This window comes from Curtobacterium sp. USHLN213 (assembly GCF_037144815.1).
GTDB lineage: Bacteria > Actinomycetota > Actinomycetes > Actinomycetales > Microbacteriaceae > Curtobacterium.
Genome location: NZ_JBBCYQ010000010.1, coordinates 122,591 through 144,831 on the forward strand (window position 1 = coordinate 122,591; position 22,241 = coordinate 144,831).

23 protein-coding genes and 1 pseudogene are annotated in these 22,241 nt (G+C 73.6%); 14 read left to right on the top strand and 10 right to left on the bottom strand.

All coding sequences use genetic code 11. The annotated features are described in order from the left end of the window. Positions 1-2 precede the first annotated feature (2 nt). A complete protein-coding gene (locus WFH25_RS14505) occupies positions 3-929 on the bottom strand; it encodes a carbohydrate ABC transporter permease (RefSeq protein ID WP_175496031.1) in 927 nt (308 codons plus the stop codon). Continuing rightward, a complete protein-coding gene (locus tag WFH25_RS14510; RefSeq protein ID WP_254790898.1) occupies positions 926-1,939 on the bottom strand; it encodes an ABC transporter permease in 1,014 nt (337 codons plus the stop codon). The genes WFH25_RS14505 and WFH25_RS14510 overlap by 4 nt, the downstream gene beginning before the upstream one ends. 157 nt (positions 1,940-2,096) lie before the next feature. Here WFH25_RS14510 and WFH25_RS14515 point away from each other — a divergent pair, with 157 nt between their 5' ends. The 5 genes from WFH25_RS14515 (at position 2,097) to WFH25_RS14535 (ending at position 6,567) form a co-directional block, all read left to right on the top strand. Continuing rightward, positions 2,097-3,119 (top strand): Gfo/Idh/MocA family protein, encoded by a 1,023-nt coding sequence (locus WFH25_RS14515; protein WP_336698293.1) that lies wholly within the window; start codon positions 2,097-2,099, stop codon positions 3,117-3,119. Then, the gene (locus tag WFH25_RS14520) at positions 3,116-4,141 is read left to right on the top strand and encodes a Gfo/Idh/MocA family protein (protein ID WP_336698294.1); all 1,026 of its coding nucleotides are present in this window, start codon (positions 3,116-3,118) and stop codon (positions 4,139-4,141) included. The genes WFH25_RS14515 and WFH25_RS14520 overlap by 4 nt, the downstream gene beginning before the upstream one ends. Before the next feature lie 105 nt (positions 4,142-4,246). After that, positions 4,247-4,984: a class I SAM-dependent methyltransferase gene (locus WFH25_RS14525; protein WP_336698295.1), complete on the top strand. Its 738-nt coding sequence runs from the start codon at positions 4,247-4,249 to the stop codon at positions 4,982-4,984. 26 nt (positions 4,985-5,010) lie between these two features. Continuing rightward, positions 5,011-6,018 (top strand): LacI family DNA-binding transcriptional regulator, encoded by a 1,008-nt coding sequence (locus tag WFH25_RS14530; protein WP_336698296.1) that lies wholly within the window; start codon positions 5,011-5,013, stop codon positions 6,016-6,018. A 162-nt stretch (positions 6,019-6,180) separates the two neighbouring features. Then, positions 6,181-6,567 carry a VOC family protein gene (locus WFH25_RS14535; RefSeq protein WP_071302846.1) on the top strand — a complete coding sequence of 129 codons (387 nt, stop codon included), beginning with the start codon at positions 6,181-6,183 and terminating at the stop codon, positions 6,565-6,567. Here WFH25_RS14535 and WFH25_RS14540 read toward each other — a convergent pair. Both WFH25_RS14540 and WFH25_RS14545 read right to left on the bottom strand, forming a co-directional pair. Then, positions 6,564-7,379, bottom strand: coding sequence for an esterase/lipase family protein (locus WFH25_RS14540; RefSeq protein WP_336698297.1), 816 nt, complete (start codon positions 7,377-7,379; stop codon positions 6,564-6,566). The two genes, WFH25_RS14535 and WFH25_RS14540, sit on opposite strands and share 4 nt — an antisense overlap. Continuing rightward, the gene (locus tag WFH25_RS14545; RefSeq protein WP_336698298.1) at positions 7,376-8,149 is read right to left on the bottom strand and encodes an alpha/beta fold hydrolase; all 774 of its coding nucleotides are present in this window, start codon (positions 8,147-8,149) and stop codon (positions 7,376-7,378) included. Before WFH25_RS14545 ends, WFH25_RS14540 begins: the two co-directional genes overlap by 4 nt. An 89-nt stretch (positions 8,150-8,238) precedes the next feature. Between WFH25_RS14545 and WFH25_RS14550 the strand changes: the two genes are divergently transcribed. The 3 genes from WFH25_RS14550 (at position 8,239) to WFH25_RS14560 (ending at position 10,798) form a co-directional block, all read left to right on the top strand. Next, positions 8,239-8,781, top strand: coding sequence for a hypothetical protein (locus tag WFH25_RS14550; protein WP_336698299.1), 543 nt, complete (start codon positions 8,239-8,241; stop codon positions 8,779-8,781). A 16-nt stretch (positions 8,782-8,797) separates the two neighbouring features. Continuing rightward, entirely contained in the window at positions 8,798-9,346 is a 549-nt protein-coding gene (locus tag WFH25_RS14555; RefSeq protein ID WP_336698300.1) for a dihydrofolate reductase family protein, read from the top strand. A 117-nt stretch (positions 9,347-9,463) separates the two neighbouring features. Next, positions 9,464-10,798 (top strand): NAD(P)/FAD-dependent oxidoreductase, encoded by a 1,335-nt coding sequence (locus tag WFH25_RS14560; protein WP_336698301.1) that lies wholly within the window; start codon positions 9,464-9,466, stop codon positions 10,796-10,798. A 196-nt stretch (positions 10,799-10,994) separates the two neighbouring features. Here the strand turns inward: WFH25_RS14560 and WFH25_RS14565 are convergent, their stop codons facing one another. Further along, positions 10,995-11,900 (bottom strand): SDR family oxidoreductase, encoded by a 906-nt coding sequence (locus WFH25_RS14565; RefSeq protein WP_336698303.1) that lies wholly within the window; start codon positions 11,898-11,900, stop codon positions 10,995-10,997. Positions 11,901-11,995: 95 nt separating this feature from the next. Here WFH25_RS14565 and WFH25_RS14570 point away from each other — a divergent pair, with 95 nt between their 5' ends. Both WFH25_RS14570 and WFH25_RS14575 read left to right on the top strand, forming a co-directional pair. Further along, positions 11,996-12,568, top strand: coding sequence for a TetR/AcrR family transcriptional regulator (locus WFH25_RS14570; protein ID WP_336698304.1), 573 nt, complete (start codon positions 11,996-11,998; stop codon positions 12,566-12,568). Positions 12,569-12,660: 92 nt separating this feature from the next. Further along, positions 12,661-13,872 carry an acyltransferase family protein gene (locus WFH25_RS14575; RefSeq protein ID WP_336698305.1) on the top strand — a complete coding sequence of 404 codons (1,212 nt, stop codon included), beginning with the start codon at positions 12,661-12,663 and terminating at the stop codon, positions 13,870-13,872. Between the two features lie 156 nt (positions 13,873-14,028). Here WFH25_RS14575 and WFH25_RS14580 read toward each other — a convergent pair whose 3' ends face one another. Next, positions 14,029-14,781: a DUF4184 family protein gene (locus WFH25_RS14580; RefSeq protein ID WP_336698307.1), complete on the bottom strand. Its 753-nt coding sequence runs from the start codon at positions 14,779-14,781 to the stop codon at positions 14,029-14,031. Between the two features lie 108 nt (positions 14,782-14,889). Here WFH25_RS14580 and WFH25_RS19395 point away from each other — a divergent pair. Together WFH25_RS19395 and WFH25_RS14590 are read left to right on the top strand one after the other, a co-directional pair. After that, positions 14,890-15,000: pseudogene (locus WFH25_RS19395) on the top strand (FAD-dependent oxidoreductase); the annotation flags it as partial. Then, positions 14,988-16,055, top strand: a complete 1,068-nt coding sequence (locus WFH25_RS14590) for an FAD-dependent oxidoreductase (protein ID WP_442892423.1) — start codon at positions 14,988-14,990, stop codon at positions 16,053-16,055. The pseudogene WFH25_RS19395 and the gene WFH25_RS14590, both read left to right, overlap by 13 nt. Before the next feature lie 28 nt (positions 16,056-16,083). Here the strand turns inward: WFH25_RS14590 and WFH25_RS14595 are convergent, their stop codons facing one another. From WFH25_RS14595 to WFH25_RS14610, 4 genes are all read right to left on the bottom strand, one after another. Further along, the gene (locus WFH25_RS14595) at positions 16,084-16,953 is read right to left on the bottom strand and encodes a UbiA family prenyltransferase (protein WP_336698310.1); all 870 of its coding nucleotides are present in this window, start codon (positions 16,951-16,953) and stop codon (positions 16,084-16,086) included. Positions 16,954-16,993: 40 nt separating this feature from the next. Further along, a complete protein-coding gene (locus WFH25_RS14600; RefSeq protein WP_336698311.1) occupies positions 16,994-17,854 on the bottom strand; it encodes a GNAT family N-acetyltransferase in 861 nt (286 codons plus the stop codon). Between the two features lie 19 nt (positions 17,855-17,873). After that, positions 17,874-19,439, bottom strand: coding sequence for a long-chain-fatty-acid--CoA ligase (locus WFH25_RS14605; RefSeq protein ID WP_336698312.1), 1,566 nt, complete (start codon positions 19,437-19,439; stop codon positions 17,874-17,876). 87 nt (positions 19,440-19,526) lie between these two features. After that, on the bottom strand, positions 19,527-20,432 hold the full coding sequence (locus WFH25_RS14610; protein ID WP_336698313.1) for a DMT family transporter: 906 nt from the start codon (positions 20,430-20,432) through the stop codon (positions 19,527-19,529). A 70-nt stretch (positions 20,433-20,502) separates the two neighbouring features. On the opposite strand from WFH25_RS14610, the gene WFH25_RS14615 reads away from it, so the two are divergent. Both WFH25_RS14615 and WFH25_RS14620 read left to right on the top strand, forming a co-directional pair. Beyond that, the gene (locus tag WFH25_RS14615) at positions 20,503-21,351 is read left to right on the top strand and encodes a LysR family transcriptional regulator (RefSeq protein WP_336698314.1); all 849 of its coding nucleotides are present in this window, start codon (positions 20,503-20,505) and stop codon (positions 21,349-21,351) included. A gap of 4 nt (positions 21,352-21,355) precedes the next feature. Beyond that, positions 21,356-22,213, top strand: coding sequence for a fructosamine kinase family protein (locus WFH25_RS14620; RefSeq protein ID WP_442892424.1), 858 nt, complete (start codon positions 21,356-21,358; stop codon positions 22,211-22,213). The last annotated feature ends 28 nt before the right edge of the window (positions 22,214-22,241 follow it).

Below are 22,241 nucleotides of genomic sequence, written 5' to 3' on the forward strand. Positions count from 1 at the left end.
GGTCAGCCCTTCACCGCGCCGGTCAGGACACCCTTGGCGAAGTGCCGCTGCAGGAACGGGTAGACGATGAGGATCGGCACGATCGAGACGACGAGGATCGCCATCTGGATCGAGGCCTGCGGGGGCAGCGCGTCGGAGGACGTGCCGAGGTCGGCGCCGCCGAGCTGCGCGTTGTTGATGACGTAGGTGCGCAGCACGAGCTGGAGCGGCCACTTCGCGGTGTCGTTGATGTAGAGCAGCGCGTTGAAGAAGGCGTTCCAGTAGCCGACCGCGTAGAACAGGCCGATCACGGCGAGGACGGCCTTGGACAGCGGGAGCACGATCCGCCAGAAGACCTGGAAGTCGCCGGCGCCGTCGATGCGGGCGGACTCGATGAGCTCCTTCGGGATCGCCATGAAGAACGACCGCATCACGATGACGTTGAACGCGCTGAGGGCCGTCGGCAGGATCAGGGCCCAGTACGAGTCGAGCAGCCCGAACTCCTTGACGACGAGGTAGTTCGGGATGAGCCCGGGCGCGAACAGCAGGCTGACCAGCACGAGGCTCAGGACGAACCCGGAGCCGTACGACCCCGGACGGCTCAGGGCGTAGGCGAGCATCGCGCTGACGAACAGGCTGATGAGCGTCCCGACGACGGTGATCCCGATGCTGACGAGCATCGCGCGGGTGACGACGCCGCCGGCGAAGATGCTCTGGTACGCGCCGAGGTCGAGTCCCTGCGGCCACATCACGAACCCGCCGGCGTCGTTCACCTGGGCGACGGGCGCGAGGCTGGTCGACACGATGCCGACGAACGGCAGGATGACGACGAGGCAGATCACGAGCAGGACGAACCCGGTGAGCAGCCGTCCGGGCAGCGGGGGTGCGTCCGGGCCACCGCGGCGGCGCTTCTTCGTCCGGGGGACGGTCACGGTGTGCGTGGCGGTCACTTCGCCTCCTTCTGGTAGACGCCCGCTTCGCCGAAGACGTGCGCGAGCTTGTTGGCGCCGAGGACGAGCAGGACGCCGACGACGCCCTTCACGAGCCCGACCGCTGCGGCGACGCCCCACTGCCCGCCGAGCACGCCGTTGTTGTAGACGTAGGTGTCGAGGACCTCGCTCGCGGCCCGGCCGACGGCCTGCTGCTGCAGGAGGATCTGCTCGAACCCGACGGTCAGGGAGTCGCCGAGCCGGAGGATGAGCAGCAGGATGATGATGCCGCGCATGCCGGGCAGCGTGACGTGCCAGAGCTGCCGCCAGCGACTCGCGCCGTCCATCTTCGCGGCCTCGTACAGGCTCGCGTCGATCTGGCTGAGGACCGCGAGGAACAGGATCGTCGCCCACCCGGTGTCCTTCCAGATCACCTGGCTGGTCAGCAGGGCGATGAACCCGTTCGGGTTGCCGAGGAAGTCGATCGCGTCACCGCCGGCCGCGCGGATGGCGTTGTTCACGAGCCCGGAGCCGCCGAGGATCTGCTGGAACACCGCGACCACGATCACCCACGACAGGAAGTGCGGCAGGTACAGCACCGACTGCACGACCTGCTTGATCCGCTCGGAGAGCAGCGAGTTGAGCATGAGCGCGAGGATGATCGGCGCCGGGAACACGAACACGACCTGCACGAGCGTGATGAGCAGCGTGTTGCCGAGGGCGCGGAGGAACTCGGGGTCACCGTCGAAGATGACGGAGAAGTTCTCGACGCCGACCCAGGGGCTGCGGCCGAGCGGCACGAAGGGCAGGTACTCCTGGAAGGCGATGAGGTTCCCGAGCAGCGGCAGGTAGTGGAACCCGAGCAGGAGCGCGACGCCGGGCAGGCCCATGAGCAGGAGGACGCGGTCACGGCGGATCCGCTGCCACGTGCTGCGCCGACGGAGCCCGGGGTCGGGTGGTGGTGCCGCTCCCGGGTCGCGCTGTGCAGCGGTCCTCGTGCGGTTCGTCGCACGGTCGTCGAGCTTCGTCACTCGGTGGCCCCCTCCGTTGGATTCCTGGAGCGACCCTGGCGGTGACGGCAACCGTGCGGCAACCCGTTGCCAAACGTTTCCATCGTTGTAACGGTCCATCGGGACGAAGCCGGGTCGCATCGCCGCACGGCGTCCGGCGGACCTCTACGCTGGCTCCATGACGCTGCAGTCAGCACCCCGACCACGCCGGCGGATCGGACTCGTGGGCGCCGGCGGCATCGCGGTCGCGCACGTCCCCGGGCTCCTCCGCCTGGGCGACCTCGTCGTGCACTCGCAGGACGGTGCGCCCGCGCTCGCCGCCGCCTTCGCGGACGAGGCCGCACGGGTCGGCAGCACGATCACCGTCGCCGACTCGCTCGACGAGCTGCTCGCCGCGGTCGACGTCGTCGACGTGGTCGTGCCGACACCGGCCCACGCCGCCGTCGTCCGCGCGGCACTCGCGGCGGGCAGGCACGTCGTCTCCGAGAAGCCCCTCGCCCGCACCGACGCCGACGCCGACGACCTCGTCGCCCGGGCGGCGGACGCGGGCCTGCAGCTCTACCCGGCGCACGTCGTCCGCTGGTTCCCCGCGTACCGGCGCCTGCACGAGGCCGTCACCACCGGTCTCCTGGGCGACCTCGCCGTCCTGCGATTCTCCCGCTCCGGCGCGTTCCCGACCCGAGTCGCGTGGTTCGGCGACCGGGCACAGTCCGGCGGCATCGTGATGGACCAGATGATCCACGACCTCGACATCGCCCGCTGGGTCGCCGGTCCGGTCACCCGGGTGTCCGCCGTCACCGTCCGCACGGGCGACGACGAGCACCCGGTCGAGGCCGCGCACGTCCTCCTCACGCACGCGTCCGGCGCGATCAGCCACGTCGCCGGACTCTGGGGACCACCGCACCTGGCCTTCAGCACGGAGTACTCGGTGACCGGCACGCTCGGCAGCCTGTCGCACTCGTCCCTCGCCGAGGAGGACACCCGCGCCGACCTCGCGACCCCGACCGCTGTCGACGGGTTCCTGCCGTCCGTCGACCCCGCCGAGGACCCGTACGCCCTCGAGCTCGCAGACTTCGTCGCCGCGTTCGACGGCGGGCCGCTCCCCCGCGTCAGTGCGGCGGACGGTGCCGTCGCGGTGCGCCTCGCCAATGCCGCCCTGGCGTCGATCGAGTCCGGACAACCCGTGGAGGTGACGCTGTGACCCTCCGCGTCGGCGTCCTGTCCTTCGCCCACACGCACGCGATCGGGTACCTCTCGGCGCTCGCCGCGATGCCCGACGTCGAGGTGCGCGGGACGGACCCCGGCGGCGTCTCGACCGGCACGACCCTCGGCGAACTCCGGGGCGCTGACCTCACCGGAGCGCTCGGCGTCGACCACGCCGACACGGTCGACGACCTCCTCGCCTGGGGACCGGACGCCGTCGTGGTCACCAGCGAGAACGTGCGGCACCGCGAGTTCGTCGAACGGGCAGCCGCCGCCGGCGCACACGTGCTCTGCGAGAAGCCGCTCGCCACCTCGTGGGCGGACGGCCTCGCGATCCGCGACGCCGTGCAGCGCGCCGGGGTCACGCTGATGATGGCCTACCCGGTGCGGTTCGCGTCGGCGTTCGACCGGTTGCGGGCCACGTACGCCTCGGGTGCGCTCGGCACGGTGTTCTCGGTCCGCGGCGCGAACAACGGCATGCTGCCGCTCACGCGCGACTGGTTCACGGACCCGGCGCTGAGCGGCGGCGGCGCGATCGTCGACCACGTCGTGCACGTCGCCGACCTCGTCGACGGACTGACCGGCGCGCGACCGGTGTCCGTCACCGCCGTCGCGAACCGCGTGCTGCACGCCGAGCGCGCACGGGCCGAGACGGCCGGGCTCGTGACGGTGAGCTACGACACCGGGATGGTCGTCGCGATCGACTGCTCGTGGAGCCGCCCGGACACGGCGCCGGCGTGGGGCGGCCTGACGCTCGACGTCGCGGGGACGGGCGGCACGGTGTCGGTCGACTTCTTCGGCGCGGCGGCCAGGGGGCTCGACGCGGTCGGCGGCCGGCCGATCGAGCTGCGGTACGGGGCGGACCACGACGTGCCGATGCTGCGGACGTTCCTCGACATGGTGCGGGCCGGCGCGCAGCCCCAGCCCGACGTGCAGGTCGGGTTGCGGACGCTGTCGATCGTCCTCGCGGCGCAGGAGTCGGTGCGGACCGGCAGGACGGTGCCCGTCCCGACGGCGTGAGCGACGCGTCGCCCGGCGACCCCGCTGCGGACGGGAGGCGCGTGGCGGCCCCGACCCGCGCCTCCAGTCCGCCACACGGCCGGCCGGGCGGGGCATGCTGGACGCATGACCCTCGAGCAGTACGCCAACTCGTTCGGAGCCGCTGCCGACGCCTACGAGCGCGGACGGCCGGGGTACCCGGACGCGGCGGTCGACTGGCTCCTGCCGGCGGACGCCCGACTCGTCGCCGACGTCGGCGCGGGGACCGGCAAGTTCACGCGGAGCCTCGTGGGACGCGCCGCCGAGGTCGTCGCCGTCGAACCGGACCCGGCGATGCGCGACCGGCTCACCACGGTGCTGCCCGACGTGCGGGCGCTCGCGGGGACCGGCGAGTCGATCCCGCTGGCCGACGGGAGCGCCGACGCCGTGACCTTCGCGCAGGCGTGGCACTGGGTCGACCCGGTGCGGGGGTCGCAGGAGGTGGCCCGGGTCCTCCGCCCCGGCGGCGTCCTCGGTCTGGTGTGGAACGTCCGCGACGAGACCCGGCCCTGGTCGGCCCGGATCAGCGCGATCCTGTCCCAGCCCGAGTCGCGGGCGAGCGTCCAGAGCGCGCCGGTCGTCGGAGCACCGTTCGACGACGGCGCCGTCGAGCACGAGCGGTTCCCGTGGGTGCACGAGCAGGACCGGTCGGCGTTCCTCGACATGGTCGCCTCGCGCAGCTACGTCATCGTGCTGCCGCCGGACGAGCGCACCGCCCTCCTCGACCGGGTGCGGCGCGTGCTTGACGACGATCCGGAGACCGCCGGGAGCGCGACCGTCCCCGTCGGCTACACCACGTACGTGCACCGGTACGTGCGTCCCTGAGCCGCAGCCGCGCTACGCTCGTGGCGATGCGCGCGACCGTGCGGGACGTGGCTGCCCTCGCCGGGGTGTCGCCGAAGACCGTCTCCAACGTCATCAACGGCGGTGTCGTGGTGCGCCCGGAGACCCGCGCACGGGTCGAGCAGGCACTCGCCGAGCTCGACTACGTGCCGAACCTGTCCGCCCGGGGTCTGCGCAACGGACGCTCGGGCGCGATCGCCCTGACGCTCCCCGAGATGGCCAGCGCCTACTCGGCCGAACTCGCGCAGTGGTTCGTCGAGCTGTCGCGGGAGCGCGGCTGGACCGTGCAGCTCGACCAGACCGCGAACGACCCCGCCCGCGAGCGCGACCTCGTCTCGCGTGCCCGGGCGCACCTCGTCGACGGGCTGATCCTCAACCCGGTGTCGCTCAGCGCGAGCGTCCTCGCCTCGACCGAGGGGCTGCCCCCGACCGTCGTCATCGGCGAGGTGGAGCCCGAGCACGTCGACCAGGTGCACGTCGACAGCCGTGCCGCGGCCGAGCAGGTGACGTCGTACCTCGTCGGCCGGGGCCACCGTCGGATCGCGATCGTCGGTGCCGCCCGGGACGTCGAGGCCACCGCGACGAGCGAGTTGCGGGAGCGCGGGTACCTCGCGGGTCTCGCGGCGGCGGGCATCGGTGCGGACCCGGACCTGCGGGTCCCGCTGCCGGCGTGGTCGACCAGCGCGGCGGCGTCGGCGTTCGCGGCGTGGCTCGACGAGCACCCGCTGCCCGACGCGGTGTTCGCGTTCACCGACTCGATCGCGTTCGGGGTGCTGCACGTCCTCGCCGCGCGTGGCGTGCGGGTCCCCGAGCAGGTGAGCGTGATCGGGTTCGACGACGTCGACGGGGCCGCGTACGCGATCCCCGCGCTGAGCACGGTGTCGTTCGACCGACGGGCGTTCGCAACGGCGGCGCTCGACCTGCTCACCCGGCGGATCGAGGACCGCGATGCTCCGCCCGAGACCGTCGTGGTGCCGCACCGGATCGTCGAGCGCGCGAGCGTGGCCACGCGCTGACCGGGGCGGGCGGGTCCGGCGGCGCGGCGGCGCGGCGCAGTGTGCGAGGTTGCGCGCAGCGTGCGACGCCCCGCGGCCCACACGGTGCGCGGAACCTCGCACGCTGCGGACCCGAACGACCCGGCCGACCCGGGCGGGCGGGTCCGGCGTACGCTCCGCCGCATGACCGCTGCTGACCCGTCGATGCCGACGCTCGCCGCCACCGTGCTGCAGTCGCCGGACCCCCTCGCGCTCGCCCGGTTCTACGGCGCGCTGACCGGCTGGACCGTCCACGAGGACGACCCGACCTGGGCGCGCATCCGCCCCGAGGACGGCCCGGGCCTCTCGGTGCAGTACGAACCCGCGTACGTCGCGCCCACGTGGCCCGGCACGGAGGACGCCCCCGGCATGCAGCTGCACCTCGACTTCCAGGTGGAGGACCTGCCGGCGGCGGTGACCAGGGCGGAGGGGCTCGGCGCTCGTCAGGCGGCGTTCCAGCCGCAGGAGGACGTCCGCGTGCTGCTCGACCCCGACGGGCACCCGTTCTGCCTGTTCCTGCCGGGCGCCTAGGGCTCAGGCCGGGGTCGGGCCGGGCCAGGCCGGGGCTCGGCCGGGGTCGGGCCAGGCCGGGGCTCGGCCGTGCCCGGGTGGTCCGGATCCGCCGCGGCGAGCACCGCCGCACGCGTCCGCGGGTCGCCGAGGATGCGGAAGTGCCCGCCGACCGGGACCCGCACGTTCGTCGCCCCGGCGAGCGCACTGCCCTCGGGGATGAGCGTGTCGAAGACGCCGTACACGCTGGTGATCCGGGCGTTCGCGTCGAGCTCCCGTGCGAGGCCGGCGAGCACCGGGTCGCTCGACCGGAACGCCCGCAGGTGTCGGACGGGTGCGAGCCGCGCGTACCCGGAGCCCGCGAACGGCGTCGACACCGCCACCATGCGGTCGATCCGCCCGTGGTCGTCGAGGCGCGTCATCGCGTACTTCCCGATCAGCCCGCCCTTGCTGTGCGCGACGAGCAGGACGTCGCGGAGGTCGTGCTCGTCGAGGTACGCGAGGACCTCCGCCGCGGACTCCGGCACCGGACGCAGGTTGTGCCGCAGCACCGGCAGCACGTGCACGGGGTGTCCGCGGTCGTGCAGGGCGTCCATGAGCGGACGCATGAAGTGCCAGGTCTCGTAGACGCCGGGCACGACGACGACGGGCTGGCCGTCGCCGCTCCGGTAGTCGTCGGCGGTCGTCGGCCCGAGGCTCCGCACCTGCCAGCGGATCGCGTACCACCAGTCGAGGACGGCCCACCGGGTGCGGCGGAGCAGGGAGACGCGGACGGGAGGCGCGGTGCGGTCCGTGCGCGCCCCGTCCGTCCCCGACGTGGTCGCGTCGGTCACCGCAGCCCCTCCAGGGTCTGCGCGCGGCGGAACTCCCCCACGAGCCGCGCGAACGCCACCGGCTGGCGCTCCTGCACGTGGTGCGGCCCCGGCAGCTCGACGAACGCGCCGCGCGGGGCGGTGGCGGCGACCCGGGCGGACCAGTCGTGGCGTGCGATCGGGTCCTCGGTGCCACGGACGACGAGCACCGGCTGCGCGAGCTCGGCGACGGTGTCCTCGAGGCGGTAGCGGAGCATCGGTCGGAGTTCGGGCACGTACTGCCGCACGCTCCGCAGGTAGTCGGTCACGAGGACGGCGTTCATCCGGGCGCCCTCGACGAAGCCGTCCCGCCCGAGGTCGAGCGCCTGCGTGAGCAGCCGACGACGACCGGCCGCGATGACCGGGCCGACGAGCACGACCGAGGCGACGACGTCCGGGTGCCGACGGGCCGCCTCGGCGACGACCTGCGTCCCCATCGACTGCCCGACGAGCACGAGGTCCCCGGCCCCGCGGGACCGCACGGCGCGGACGACGAGGTCCCCGAGCTCCGTCATGGTGAGGCTCCGGCCGGCCGCCGGGAGCCCGCCGAAGCCCGGCAGGTCGACGCTCACGGTCCGGTGCGTCGCGGCGAGCGCCCGCTGCGACCGTGCGAACGACCGGTGCGACATCCCGATGCCGTGCACGAGCACGACCGTCGGGGCGAGGGCGTCGTGCACCCTGCCGGCCGGCGCGAGGGTGTGCAGGCGCACGGGGAGCCCGTCGATCCGGACGGTCTCGACTCTCGCGCGCACGATGCGAGGCTACGCGGACGGCGCTGTGCACAGTGACGCACCAGCGTCGTCATCGCCCGCACATAGGTGACCGGTCTGTACTCGTCCTCATGACCGAGCGCACCCCCGTGAACCCCGAGTCCCGCGAGTCCCGCGACGACGTGGACCCCGCAGCCCACCAGCCCACCACGCCGTACCCCGCCAGCCCGGCCGGCTGGGGCGCCGCACCGACGCCCACCTCGACCGCGACGCTCGACGCCCCGGCGCCGGCACCCGAGCACCCGTACGCGACACCGGCACCCTCCGCGGGCTCGTGGAACCCGGGCGCCCCGAACGGCGCGACGCCCTGGTACGGCTCCGCGGCGACGCCCCGGCGCGGGCGCGGCCCGCGACCGCCGTGGTTCTGGCAGGTGCTGGCCGTCGGGGTCGGCCTCGCGGCGCTGCTGGTCGGCGGCGGCATCGGCTTCGCCATCGGACACGCGATCGGCGGCGGCACGAGCCAGTCCACGACGCAGGTGCCGGGCACGAACGGCGGCACGAACCAGTTCCCCGGCGGCGGCACCGGCCAGTTCCCGGGCAACGGCACGCAGGGTGGGACCGGCACCGGCTCCGGCACCGGATCGGACACGAGCGGTTCCTCCGCCAACAGCTGAGGGCTACGCTCCGACCATGCGCAAGGTCACCGCTGGACTCTTCACGTCGGTCGACGGCGTCGTGCAGGACCCGTACACCTTCCAGTACGACTCCTTCGACGACGAGCTCGGTGCGGGCATGGGCGCGTTCATGGCCCGCACCGACACCGTCCTCCTCGGCAGGAACAGCTACCTGGAGTGGTCCGAGTGGTGGCCCGCCCACCCCGACGACCCCTTCGGCCAGTGGATCAACCCGATCGAGAAGCACGTGGCGTCCACCACGCTCGGCGACGACCTGGCGTGGGAGAACAGCACCCGGATCACGGGCGACGTCCCCGAGTTCGTCCGCGGGCTGCAGCAGCGGGACGGCGCCGACATCGCGGTGTGCGGCAGTGTCACGCTCGTGCGCAGCCTGTTGTTCGCGGGGGTCCTCGACGAACTGCAGCTCATGGTGCACCCAGCGATCGCCGGCTCGGGCCGCAGACTCTTCGAGCCGACCGACCCGCCCACGCGCCTGCGCTTGGTCGACAGCACCGCGACGAGCAAGGGCAACGTCGTGAGCACCTACGCACGGCTCGACGCCTGACGGAGGCAGTCCTCCCTCGCAGGCTCGGTCGGCGCGACCCGCGCAACGCTCCGCGTTGCCGCCAGCGGTTCGCGCCCGGCCGTCGAACGACTGTCCGAACCGCGCGTACCCTCGGTGGTGACCATCTCACCATCCGAGGAAGCCGGAGTCAGCATGCCCCAGGACACCCGCCCGCACGTCGTCATCGTCGGCGGTGGATTCGCCGGTGTCGCGGCCATGCGCGAGCTCGCCGACGCACCGGTGCGGGTCACCCTGGTCGACCGCCACGTCTACAACATGTTCCAGCCGCTCATGTACCAGGTGGCGACCGGTGGGCTGAACGCCGGCGACGTGACGTACTTCCTCCGGAGCCTCCGCGCGAAGCAGAGCAACGCCGAGTTCCGGCACGGGCTGCTGACCGGCATCGACCCGGTCGAGCGGGTCGCCGAGATGTCCGACGGCGAGCACCTGCACTACGACTGGCTGATCCTCGCGAACGGCGTGAACACGAGCTACTTCGGCACGCCCGGCGCGTACGAGTACGCGTACTCGATGTACTCCCGCTCGCAGGCGCTCCGCATCCGCGACGAGCTGTTCACCCGCCTCGAGGAAGCCGCCGCCAACCAGGGCCCCGACGAGATCAAGATCGTCATCGTGGGCGGTGGCGCGACCGGCGTGGAGATGGCCGGTGCGCTCGCCGAACTCCGCGACCAGGCCCTCGTCGGCGCGTACCCCGAGATCGAGCGCGGCAACATCTCGATCACCCTCGTGCACCGCAGCGGCGAGCTCCTCAAGCCGTTCGCCCCGCGGCTGCGTCGCTACGCGGCCAAGGTCCTCCGCAAGCGCGGTGTCGTCCTGCGCCTCAACACCGGCGTCTCCGAGGTCAAGCCCGACGGTGTGATGACGGCCGAGGGCGAGTTCATCCCGGCGTCGCAGGTCATCTGGGCGACCGGTGTGGCCGCGCACAAGGAGGTCTCCGGCTGGGGCATGCCGCAGACCCACGGCGGACGCATCCAGGTGAACGACGACCTCAGCGTGAAGGGCGTCGAGCGGATCTTCTCCGCCGGTGACATCGCCGCGCAGGACGAGGCCCTCGCGCAGCTCGCCCAGCCGGCGCTGCAGGGCGGACGGCACTCGGCGCGGCAGATCGTGCGGCTCATGGCGGGCAAACCGACCGAGCACTTCAAGTACTTCGACAAGGGCACGATGGCGACGATCGGCACGAACGCCGCGGTGGCCCAGCTCCGCGGGGGCATCACGATGGTCGGACCCGTGGCCTGGGCGGCGTGGGTGGCCGTGCACATCGCGTCGCTGCTCGGGAACGGCAACCGCCTGTCGACGCTGTCGCACTTCTTCGTGCGGTACCTCTGGTTCATGCGGAAGCGGGCGATCCCGATCGTCGGCGACGTCCGGCCCGTGCGGCCGAACGGCGACCGCGAGCCCGAGCCCTGGCAGATGCAGAAGGCGGAGTAGGCGCGCGCGGGCGCGCCGCGCGCCCCGCGGGCGCGCCCCCGCGCCCTGCGCGCGCACTTGGTGAGCAGAAATGGTCGGGTCCGGAGACGGGACCCGACCAGTTATGCTCACCCAGGGCGGGGGGGTCCGGCCCGGCCGCGGGCGGGGGGGGGCGGGGGGGGGCCCCCCCGCGCCCCCCCCCCGGCGGTGGGTCGCGCTACGCCACCCGCACGTCGGAGTAGGCGCCGGCGGCGATGTCCTCGAGCAGCCCCGGCCCGGTGGGCTCCCAGCCGAGGAGCTCGCGCGTGGCCTCGGACGTCGCCGACATCTCCATGCCGAAGAACTGCCCGATGAACCCGAAGTGCGACACCGCGTCGGCCGGGTCGACCGAGGTCACGGGCAGCCCGAGGGCGTCGCCGATGGCCTCGGCGATGGCCCGGGTCGGGATCGCGGTCTCGGCGACGGCGTGCAGCCTCGTGCCCGCGGGTGCGTGCTCGAGGCCGAGCCGGACGAGCCGAGCGGCATCGGTGACGTGCACGGCGGCCCAGCTGTTCGTGCCCTCGCCGATGTAGCCGGAGACGCCGGTGCGCTGTGCGGCGGCGACGATCGCGGCGATGAACCCGTGGTCGCCGGTGCCGTGCGTGGTCGGGCTGAAGCGGGCCGCGATGGTGCGCACGCCCTGGTCGACGAAGTCGAACCCGCGGTTCTCGCTGCCGCCGCGCATGCTGTCCGGGCCGACGAACGGGTTGGGGTCCGCCTCGGTCGAGGGGCGCCCCTGTGCGAGTCCGGCGACGCCCGAGGCGACGACGAACGGCCGGTCGGTGCCGACGAGCGCATCGCCGATGGTCTCGACCGCGGCGCGTTCGCTGGCGTTCGTGGCGGCCGGGTTCGCCCAGTCGTGCTTGTTCGCGAGGTGCAGGACTCCCTCGGACGCGGCGGCCCCGCGGCGGATGGCGTCGAGGTCGTCGAGGTCACCGCGGACGACGGCGACGCCCTTCGCCTCGAGCGCGGCGGCCGACGAGTCGGAGCGGGCGAGGCCGGTGACGGTGTGCCCGGCGGCGAGGAGCTCGTCGACGGTGTGGGAGCCGATCCATCCGGAGGCCCCGGTGACGAACACGTGCATGTGCTTTCCCTTCGCAGGTGTCCACGGCGGTGATGTCATGAACTGACATCACCGTAGCACTCGATGTCAGTCACTGTCATCAGTAGACTGCAGACATGGCGAGATGGCAACCCGGGACCCGTGAGCGACTGCAGGCCACTGCCCTGGAGCTCTTCGCGGAGCAGGGGTACGACGAGACGACGGTCGCCGAGATCGCCGCCGCGGCCGAGGTCACCGAGCGCACCTTCTTCCGACACTTCGCCGACAAGCGTGAAGTGCTGTTCGCCGGGCAGGACGACTTCCTCGGCATGTTCACCACCCCGATCGAGGCGGCACCGGCCGGCACCCCGCCCTTCGACCTCGTCCGGCTCGCGCTCGACGCCAGCGGCGCGTTCTTCCCCGACGAGCGCCGCCCGTGGTCGCGCGCACGCCAGGGCATCATCGACGGCAACCCCGCACTCGGCGAACGGGAGCTCGGGAAGCTCGCGACCCTGAAGGTCCGACTGGGTGAGGTCCTGCGCGACCGCGGCGTCCCGGAGCCCGCCGCGACCATCGCCGCCGAGACCGCCGTCACCGTGTTCCACCTGTCGTTCGCGCAGTGGATCGCCGACGACGAGGAACGCCCGTTCGCCACGATCGCCCACGAACGACTCGACGCCCTGACGACCCTGGTGCACCCCGGTCGTTGAGACGGCTCTTACCTTCCGCGAGCATCATGTAACGATCCGGTCACGGCCCGACGGCCCGTGACCCCATCGACAGCATCGCGCAGGAGGCGTCCGTGGCCATCACCACGACCTCGCCGGAGCGGACCCGCACGACATCCGCACCGGCCGACACCGACGGCAGGCACGCACGACCGACGCCCCCGCCGCCGCTCACGAACCGTGCTCCGGCGCTCGACGGGCTCCGGACGGTTGCGATCCTCATCGTGATCCTCTACCACCTGCACGTGCCGCAGTTCGAGGGTGGGTTCATCGGCGTGACGGTGTTCTTCGTGCTCTCCGGGTTCCTCATCTCGACGCTGCTCCTCGGCGAGCACCGCCGCACCGGGCGCATCCGGCTCGGCTCGTTCTGGACGAAGCGACTCCTCCGCCTCTACCCGGCACTGCTCGCGCTCGTCATCGTCGGCCTCGCGCTGTGGAACTGGGTCGGCGACTACAAGGGCGCCTCGTTCTCCCCCGGCGAGGCGGCGTTCATCGCGCTGAGCTACACCGGCAACCTCTTCCGCTCCTTCTGGGACACGACGCAGGGCGTCTTCGCGCACACGTGGAGCCTGTCGATGGAAGAGCAGTTCTACCTCGTCTGGCCGCCCGTCCTCGTGCTCCTGTTCGCACTGCGGTCGCGTCGGCGCTGGCTGATGACCGGGCTCGGCGTCGTGATCGTCGGTGCCGCAGCGGCGTCGTGGCTGAGCTACCGGACGCCGAACAGCGGCGCGACCCCGGACGTGTACTTCTCCCCCGTGCTCGGCGTCGTGCCGCTGGCGACCGGGTGCCTGCTCGCACTGCTCCTCGACGACGAGCGCTTCCGGACATGGGCCTCCGGGATCGCCGGACACGTCGGCACCTGGCTCGGCATCGGGCTGCTCGCCGCGGTCCAGTTCTGGATCGACGACGACTGGACGCAGCACGCCTGGTCGTTCGGCGTCGTGCTCCCGGTGACCGGGCTGATCTCGGCGCTGCTCATCGGTGGCCTGGTGTCGGTGCGGTCCCCGCTGTCGGCCGCGCTCGCGTGGACGCCCGTGTCGTGGTTCGGTCGTCGCGTGTCGTACTCGGCGTACCTCTGGCACCCCGTGGTCATCGCGCTGCTCGGCACGTTCGCGATCGGGGCGTGGGGCACGGTGTGGCTCGTGGGGGCGGCGCTGCTGGTCGCGGTCGGGGCGGCCTACGCGGTCGAGGTGCCGGTCGAGCGACTGCGGAAGCGCTTCCGTGAGGCCCGGCGGCTGGTCGCCGCGGACCGGTCCGCGCGCGAGACGGCGGACGCGACCGCCTGACGGACGGGAGGCGCGGGTCGGCCCCGCACCGCGCCTCCCGACCCACGGTCTGCCGGACGCGCGACGACCGACGGCGCGTGCACCGCGCCTCCCGACCCGCGGTCCGCCGGACGCGACACGACCGACGGCGGACGCACCGCGCCTCCGGCGTCCGCGTCAGCGGGTGCGACGGCGGCGTCCGACCAGCAGTCCGACGGCGCCGACCACGAGCACCAGCGCGACGACCACCGGCAACCGGAAGGCGAGCTCGGTGACGATCCCGGCGACGCCACCGCCGCCGAGGAGCACCCGACCGGCGATCCCGAGCACGGCGAGGACGACGATCGCGCCCGCGGCCACCACGACCGCGGCCTCCGGCCGAGCGACCGGTGGCATCCGACGCGGCGTGCTCCGTCGCCACCACACCACGGCCGCGACGACGAGCCCGAGCAACCCGAGCACGCTCGAACCGTCCTGCACGCCGGCCCAGACCGGGTAGGCCGCCGGGCCCTCGCGGAGGAACGGGATCACCTGCACCGCCCACCCGGCCTCGTGCGAGAACGCGTCCCACACGACGTGCGTCACGCTCCCGACGAGACAGGCGACGACGACCGCGATCGCCCGGCGGACCGGCCGGTCCCCGGCACGCGGAGGGGACGACCAGCTCGCCGGCAGCCGCTCGCGGACGCCCGGCACGGCCGCCGCCCACGCCGGCCGCACCAGGTACCACCAGGCCACGAGGACGACCAGCGCGACCACCAGGTCGATCGTCACGACGCCCACCCACGAGTGCGCCACGACGTAGGGCGGCAGGAACGGCGCGAACAGGACGGCGTCCGGCGCCATGGCTCCGACGGCGACCGCCGCGACGGGCAGCGGGGTGCGGCGGGCGGCCAGGGCGACGACCGCGTGGCTGACGGTGAAGGGCACGACCCCAGCATCGCGGACGGCCCCGGTGGAGCGCTTCGGTCGAGCGGATGACCCCGGGGCGCCGATCGGCTGGGTGGGCGCTGCGCCGACCGTCCGTAGGCTCGGGCCGTGACCACGGAGCGCGTCGACGTCCTCGTCGTCGGCGGTGGGCCCGTCGGCCTCTTCGCCGCGGCGCTCCTCGCGGCCCGCGGGCTCGAGGTCGTGGTGTGGGAACGGCGCGAGGGTGCGCCGACGGCTCTCGCGCGATCGGGATCCACCCGCCGTCCCTCGACGCGTTCGCCGCGATCGGGCTGGACGGGCCGGTCCTCGCGGAGGCCGTCCGGGTCCGCCGCGGGGTCGCGCGCAGCCGTGGCCGGGAGCTCGGCGCCCTGACGTTCGACCACGCGTCGGCCACGCACCCGTACGTCGCGACGCTCGACCAGCACCGGACCGAGACCCTGCTGCGGGAACGGCTCGCCGCGGCAGCGCCGGACGCGCTCCGGACCGGCACGGTGCTCTCGGCGCTCGAGCGGCACCCGGACCACGTCGACGCGGTCGGGACCGGCCCCGACGGCGCGGTGGCCGTGCGGGCCCGGTTCGTCATCGGGGCGGACGGCTCGCGGAGCACCGTGCGGGACCTGCTCGGCATCGCCACCACCGGTCGCGACTACCCGGACCGCTACGCGATGGGGGACTTCGCCGACGTCGAGGACCCCGCTGCCCGGACGGACGCGCTCGTCGACGTCGGACCGGCCGGCGTGGTCGAGTCCTTCCCGTTGCCCGGCGACCGTCGTCGGTACGTCGTGCTCCTGGCGTCCTCGGACGATCCGTCGCCGAGTGCCGCGGACCTCGCGGCGATCGTGGCGGCACGCACCGGTGTCCGGCCGGACCCGACGTCCTGCAGCATGCGCAGCGGGTTCGGTGTCCGACGCCGGGAGGCCGAGCGGGTCGGCGTCGGCCGTGTCGTCCTCGCCGGGGACGCGGCGCACGAGATCAGCCCGATCGGCGGGCAGGGCATGAACCTCGGGTGGCTCGACGCGGCCGAGCTCGCGCCGCTCCTCGCGGAGGCGGTCGCCTCGGGCAGCGCCGGCCCGTGGCCGGAGTACGCGCGGCGGCGGCAGGCTGTCGCGCAGCGGGCGGCGCGGCAGGCGGAGGTGAACATGGCGCTCGGACGTCCGTTCGGCCGTCCGCTCGGCAGGGTGGGGGCGGCCGGACGGGAGGCGCTGCTCCGGACGGTCCTGTCCCTCCCGACCGCGGATGCGCTGGCCGGTGTGTACGCGATGCGGTGGGCGTGACGGGTCGCGGGAGCGCGGGAGCGCCGGGTCAGGCGACCAGGCGGGCGCCGGCGAGGCCGAGCTCGACGACGAGCACGAGCGACGACGCGATGACGAGCCGGAACAGCACCCGCGATGCCCGCCCGGCCAGCACGAGCCGCACCCCGACCCCGGCGAGCGCGACGACCACCACTGTCCCGAGCACCGCGAGCACCACCCCCGCCCCCCGGACCGGATCGTCCCCGAGCACCTGACCACCGAGCACGAGCAGCGCCGCCACGACGAGCGACCCGAACGCCGTGACGCCCGCGCCCCGGAGCCCGAGTCGGTGCGGGAACCCCCGGACCCCGGTGGCCGCGTCGTCGACCAGGTCCGGCAACACGTTCGTGCAGTGGATCGCGACGCCGAACACCGCCCCCGTCGCGATCGCCCACCACGCCGGCCAGTCGCCGTCCGGCCCGGCCGAGACCGCCACGACCGGGAGCAGCCCGAACGCGACCACGAACGGCACGACGGACCAGACCGTGCGCTTGAGCCCTGCGTCGTACGCCCACCCCGCGGCCACGAGCACGAGGTGCGCGACGGCGGCGACCGGCCCGAGCAACACCGACAGGACGACGGACGCCCCGGCGGTGCCGAAGGCCGCGCGACGGACCGTGCCGACGGCGATCGCCCCCTGTGCCACGGGCTTGTCCGACCTACCGACCGCCCGGTCGCGGTCGGCGTCGATCCAGTCGTTCGCGAGCCCGATCGAGAGCTGCCCGGCGACGACGGTCAGGGCGACGAGGACGACCGTCCACCACGCGTGCCCGACCGCCACGGCGATGACCGTCGCGAGCACGGTCACGGTGACGGTGGGCCCCGGGTGCGACGACGCGAACAGCAACCGTGCGGTCGAGGGTCGGCGTGGCCGGGTCACAGGTGCCAGCGTACGTCCGGCACCCGCCGAGTCACTCGCCTCAGGCCTGCCGGACGCAGTCGAGCCGTTCCGGGAGCTTCGTGAAGCCGGCCGCCCGGTAGGTCGCGACGGCGCTGCCGAGGTCGCTCGGGGTGCAGACCCACGCGGTCGACGCTCCCGTCTCGCGGAGCAGTGCCGCACCGGCGACGCAGATCGCGGTCCCGTGCCCCGCACCGCGGTGGGCGGCGTGGACGCCGAGCGGCTCGATGAGTCCGGGACGGCCGCGGCCCGCCGACCAGACCGTGATCCCGGCGACCGGTTCTCCGGCGTCGTCCCTGCCGAGCAGACAGCGAGCCTCCGCGAACGGTGCACCGGCGGACATCGCCCTCCAGCGCTCGTCGGTGAACGACCCGTTGTCCCAGGCCGAGCGGTGGACCGCCGTGAAGTCGGACGTGTCCGCGCCGTGCACGATCTCGACGTGCAGCGACGACCCGCGTGCTCCGACCGGCGCGGCCAGGTCGAGGGACAGCGGCGTCCAGGACTCGCCGGCGCCCCATCCCGCAGCCTGCAGCGCTCCGCGCAGGGCGGTGCCGTCCGGTACCTCGATCGACGCAGGGCCGCTCGGGAGCACGCCGGTGCCGGGGTCGGAGGCGTCGGCCGCCAGGGCGCGCGCGAGGTCCGGGTCCGTCCAGCGCTCGGGCGCCACCGTCATGCGGAGCGTGGTCGGTCCGTCGAGGAAGCCGAAGGCGACGATCTGCCCGTCGGCCTCCCAGAGGCGCACCGCACGCGCGACCGCGTCCGCCCCGTGGCGCCACGCCCACCCGAGGTCGCCGGGGTGGAGCTGCACGAGTGCGTCGTCGCGCTGCCACGACCGCAGCGCCGCCAGGCCCCGAGCGAGTTCGGACAGCGATGGTGACCGCACGACGGTGTCCACGTCCACGTCACCCGGCCGCCGGGACCTCCGCGCCGAACCGGTCGACGAGCTCGCGCTTGAGCACCTTGCCGCTCGGGCCGAGGGGCAGCGCGTCGAGGACGTGCACCGCCCGGGGGTACTTGTAGGCGGCGATCTCGGCGGCGACGAAGTCGATCAGCTCCTGCGGCGTCGCCGTCGCCTCGGCACGGAGCACCACGGCGGCCTCGATCTCCTGCCCGTGCAGCTCGTGCGGCACGCCGAACACCGCGGCCATCGTGACGTCGGGGTGGGTCGCGAGGACCTCCTCCACCTGCCGCGGGTACACGTTGTAGCCGTTGCGGATGATCATGTCCTTCGTCCGGTCGACGATCGTCAGGTAGCCGTCGTCGTCCTTCGTCCCGAGGTCGCCCGTCCGGAACCACCCGTCGACGATCGCGGCGTCGGTGTCCTCGGGACGGTCGAGGTACCCGTTCATGAGGTTGTGCCCGCGGATGACGAGCTCGCCGATCTCGCCGTGGGGCAACATCACGATCGCGTCGTGCTGCTCCGGGTCGGCGATCTCGACGTCGACGCCCCACACCGGGGTGCCGATCGTGCCGGGGCGCGGCGGCCGTCCGACGTGGTTGAAGGTCGCGACCGGCGAGGTCTCGGTGAGGCCGTAGCCCTCGTGGATCGGCGCGTCGTAGACGTCCTGGAACCGCTCGAGGACCGCCAGGGGCAGCGAGGCGCCGCCGGAGATCGCGTACCGCAGCGTCGGACGGGCATCGGAGCGGGTCGCCGCGTCGAGCAGCGCCATGTACATCGTCGGGACGCCCATGAAGATGCCGCACCCGTGCTCGACCATCGCGGCGAGCGCCGTGTCGCCGTCGAACTTCGGCAGCATGACGATCGTCGCGCCGACCCGGAAGCCGGTGTTCATCGTGCAGGTCTGCCCGAAGGTGTGGAACAGCGGCAGGGCCCCGAGCAGGACGTCCCCGCGGTGCATGTCGAACGTCGTCATCAGGTTCGTGTTGACCTGTTCGAGCAGCGAGAAGTGCGACCCCTCCGCACCCTTGGGCTTGCCGGTGGTGCCGCTCGTGTAGAGGATCGTCGCGGTGTCGAACGGGTGCCGGGGGACGTAGGTGTCGAGCGGTTCCGCCTGCTGCGCGAGCGCTTCGAGCCGGTCCGGGGAGTCGGCCGGGGCGAGCACCGTCACCACGTCGACCTCGGCGAGCTCGGCACCGGCCGCACCCTCGCCGAGCAGCGGTGCGGCGCAGACGAGCAGCGCGGCGCCGCTGTCGCGCAGGACGTACTCGATCTCGCGTCGCTTGAGCAGCGCGTGCACGGGGACCGCCACGGCGCCGAGCGCGAGGGTCGCGTAGTAGACCCGCGGGAAGTCCTCGACGTTCGGGACGAGCATCGCCACACGGTCGCCCGGTCCCACGCCGCGGGCCCGCAGCGCACCGGCGTACGCGAGCGTCTGGCTCCAGAGCTCGGCGTAGGTGGTGTGCCGGTCGCCGACGATGACGGCGACGTCGTCCGGGTACCGCGCTGCGGACTCGGCGAGGATCGCTGCGACCGAGGCGGTGGCGCTGGTGTGGTGGGTGGCGGTCATGACCGGTCTCCGTCTCCGTCGACGACTCCGTGGACGACTTCTCGGCCCGATCCTACGGCCGCGGTCGCTCTCGGATCCGGCCCCCGTTCAGGCGGGAGCCCGCACGCCCAGACGCCGCCGGCCCACCACGCCCGACGCCAGCGCGATGCCGAGCAGCACCACGAGTCCCCCGACCGGCTCGTTCCAGCGGACGTGCTCGCCGAGGACCAGCACGCCGAGCACCACCCCGACGACGGGCGTCAGGTAGGTGACCGTCGAGGCGCGACCCGCTCCCCACGCCTGCACCAGCCGCGTGTTCCAGGCATAGGCCAGCCCCGTGCCCACGCAACCGAGTGCGACCATCGCCCCCACGATCCTCCAGTCCAGCCGTACCGGACCCGTGGCGATGACGGGCGCGACCAGCAGGAGCAGTCCGGAGGCCAGCGTCAGCTGCACCGTCGCGAGCGTGACCGGGTCGTACGCGCTGCCGACCGCCAACCGCCGCAGGTACGCCAGGCCGATGCCGTAGCACGCGGTCATCCCGAGCAGCGCGACCTGCCCCGGCACGCTCGCCAGGACCTCCGGGTCCCCGATGACGTTCCACGGACCGACCAGCACCAGGACGCCGACGATCCCGAGCACGATGCCCGCGACCTGCCGTCCGCGGAGCCGCTCGGACGGCACGAGCACCGCGAGGGCCGCCAACGTCATGATCGGCGTCGTCGCGTTGTAGATGCTCGCGAGACCGGACGGCACGGTCTGCTCCGCCCACGCCATGAGCGACGACGGCACCGCGTTGAGGAACACCGACACCACGAGCAGGTGTCCCCAGACCCGTGGCTCCCGCGGCCAGCGCCGGCGGGTCGCGAGCAGGACCGCGACGAGCGTGAGCGCGCCGAGGACCGTGCGCACCGTGGCGACCAGCTGCGGTGCGAGCCCGTCGAGCCCGATCTTCGCGAACAGGAAGCTCGAGCCCCAGGTCAGTGCCACGAGGAGGTAGAGGACCGCGTTCATGTCGCCTAGTGTCGACATCCTCGGCGCATGCGGCAAACGCATGTCGCTCATGAACGGATGAGGAAGACGCATGACCGTCTCGGTGCCCCAGCTGCGCGCGTTCGTCGCCACCGTCGACGCCGGCTCCTTCACGGGCGCGGCGTCCGTGCTCGGCGTCGGGCAGTCCGCTGTGTCGCACGCCCTCGCGGGTCTCGAGCGCGAGGTGGGCGGTCCGGTGGTCCGGCGTGGGGCGGCCGCCGTCACGACGCCCCTCGGCGACCTTCTGCTGGCCCACGCCCGCAGCGTGCTCGCCTCCGTCGAGGCCCTGGAGGCAGTGGTCCGGCCCGCCACGGCGCGCGGCACCGTGCGCCTCGCCGCCGTCCCCACCGTCTGCCAGGGCCTGCTGCCGCGGCTCCGCGAGCTGTGGGCGGTGACGCTGCCGGACGTCGACGTGCAGGTCTACGAGGGCGACGACGACGAGATGCCCGAGTGGCTCGAGGCCGGCACGGTCGACGCCGCCGTGCTCGTCGACCCGACGCCGGTGCCACCGGGCGGTGTGGTCGTCGCGCAGGACGAGATGGCCGCGGTGGTCCGCCGCGACCACCCGCTCGCCGACCTCCCCGCGCTGACGCTCGACGACCTGCACGAGGACGGGCTCGTCGCGGGCGGTGGCGGGTGCGAGCACCAGATCCAGCGGCTGCACGAACTCGACGGGCAGCCGTTCCGGTACGCCCACCGGGTGCGGGAGATGAGCACCATGTTCGGGATGATCGAGCGGGGCGAGGGCGTGTCCATCGTGCCGACGCTCGGGCGGGTGATGCTGCCGCCGGACCTCGTCATGGTGCCGATGGCCCGGCGGCTCTCACGGACGCTCGTGCTGAGCGGGCCGACGTCCCGCGAGTGGCACCCGCTGGCGAGGGCGCTCGTCGACGCGGTCTGACCCGGTGCGGAGGCGACAGCGGCAGGATGGGACGATGGCCGAGACGCACGTGAAGACCTTCGCCTCCCCCGACGAGGCCGCCGCCGAGGCAGCCGGTCTGGACTGGCTCGCCGAGGCCGAACCCGACGGCGGCACCCGGATCGCCCGCGTGCTCGGTCGACCCCGCCCGACGGTCCTCGACCTCGAGTTGATCCCGGACGGTTCGCCGTCGACGCGGCAGGCCGAGCGGTTCGGGCGGTCCCTGGCGCACACCCACGCCGCGGGCGCTGAGCACTGGGGCGCGCCGCCGTCCGGCTGGCCGACGGGCACGCCCCTGCGGATGGGACGCTCCCGCACGCCGTTCGTCGCCGCGGCGGACGCACCGGCGACCTGGGGCGAGTTCTTCGCGGAGTACCGGATCCGCGACTTCGTCCGCCGCATCGTCGACGCCGGCGGGTTCGACCACGCCCAGGCAGCCGTGTTCGACCGGGTCGCCGACCGGGTCCAGGACGGGACGCTCGGGTCCCCGCAGCCCAAGCTCGTCGGGGACCGGCCGGCGAGGCTGCACGGCGACCTCTGGGCGGGCAACGTGCTCTGGCCGACGGACGCGGACCCGGTCGACGGGACGACGCCCACGGGAGCGGTGCTCATCGACCCCATCGCGCACGGCGGGCACGCCGAGACGGACCTGGCGCTCCTCGGGCTCTTCGGACTCCCCCGACTCGAGGCCGTGCTCGCCGCCTACGACGCCGAGTCCCCGCTCGCCGCCGGGTGGCAGGAGCGGGTCGAGCTGCACCAGCTCGCGCCGCTGCTCCTCCACGTGTTCCTGTTCGGCGGCTCGTACACGGGGGCGGCCCTGCATGCGGCGCAGCGGTACGCGTGAACTGCGCGCCGCCCGTCTTAGGGCGCGC